The 287-nt window shown below is 49.8% G+C and carries 1 pseudogene; it reads left to right on the top strand.

The window, feature by feature from the left end:
- Positions 1-200: 200 nt before the first annotated feature.
- Positions 201-287, top strand: a pseudogene (locus AB9F29_RS22350) (sugar ABC transporter permease); the annotation flags it as partial.

Below are 287 nucleotides of genomic sequence, written 5' to 3'. Positions count from 1 at the left end.
GTGCGCGCCGATTTCCAAGGTACCGAGATCAATATCCTCGCCGAAGAAGGTGCTAACATTTCACCCGACATGAACCGAGTCGTGTTCGATACGGCCTGAGTTAACGTCTATTCCGATAGTTGGCGGGTTCCCCCGCAAGTAGCGTGACATGATGATGAAATCGAAAACCCCGCCCTTCACATCTTTGCAAGGAATGAGCCATTAATAAGACAGTCAACCAAAAGGCCTGGTTCCTCGTTTTACCAGTGCTGCTCCTTGTCGCGTTTTCTGCGGTTATTCCTTTGATG

The sequence above is a fragment of the Falsihalocynthiibacter sp. S25ZX9 genome (genome assembly GCF_041205405.1).
Taxonomy (GTDB): domain Bacteria; phylum Pseudomonadota; class Alphaproteobacteria; order Rhodobacterales; family Rhodobacteraceae; genus Falsihalocynthiibacter; species Falsihalocynthiibacter arcticus.
The sequence above is the reverse complement of the archived record's forward strand: the minus strand, read 5'-3'. Positions and strand labels throughout refer to the sequence as shown.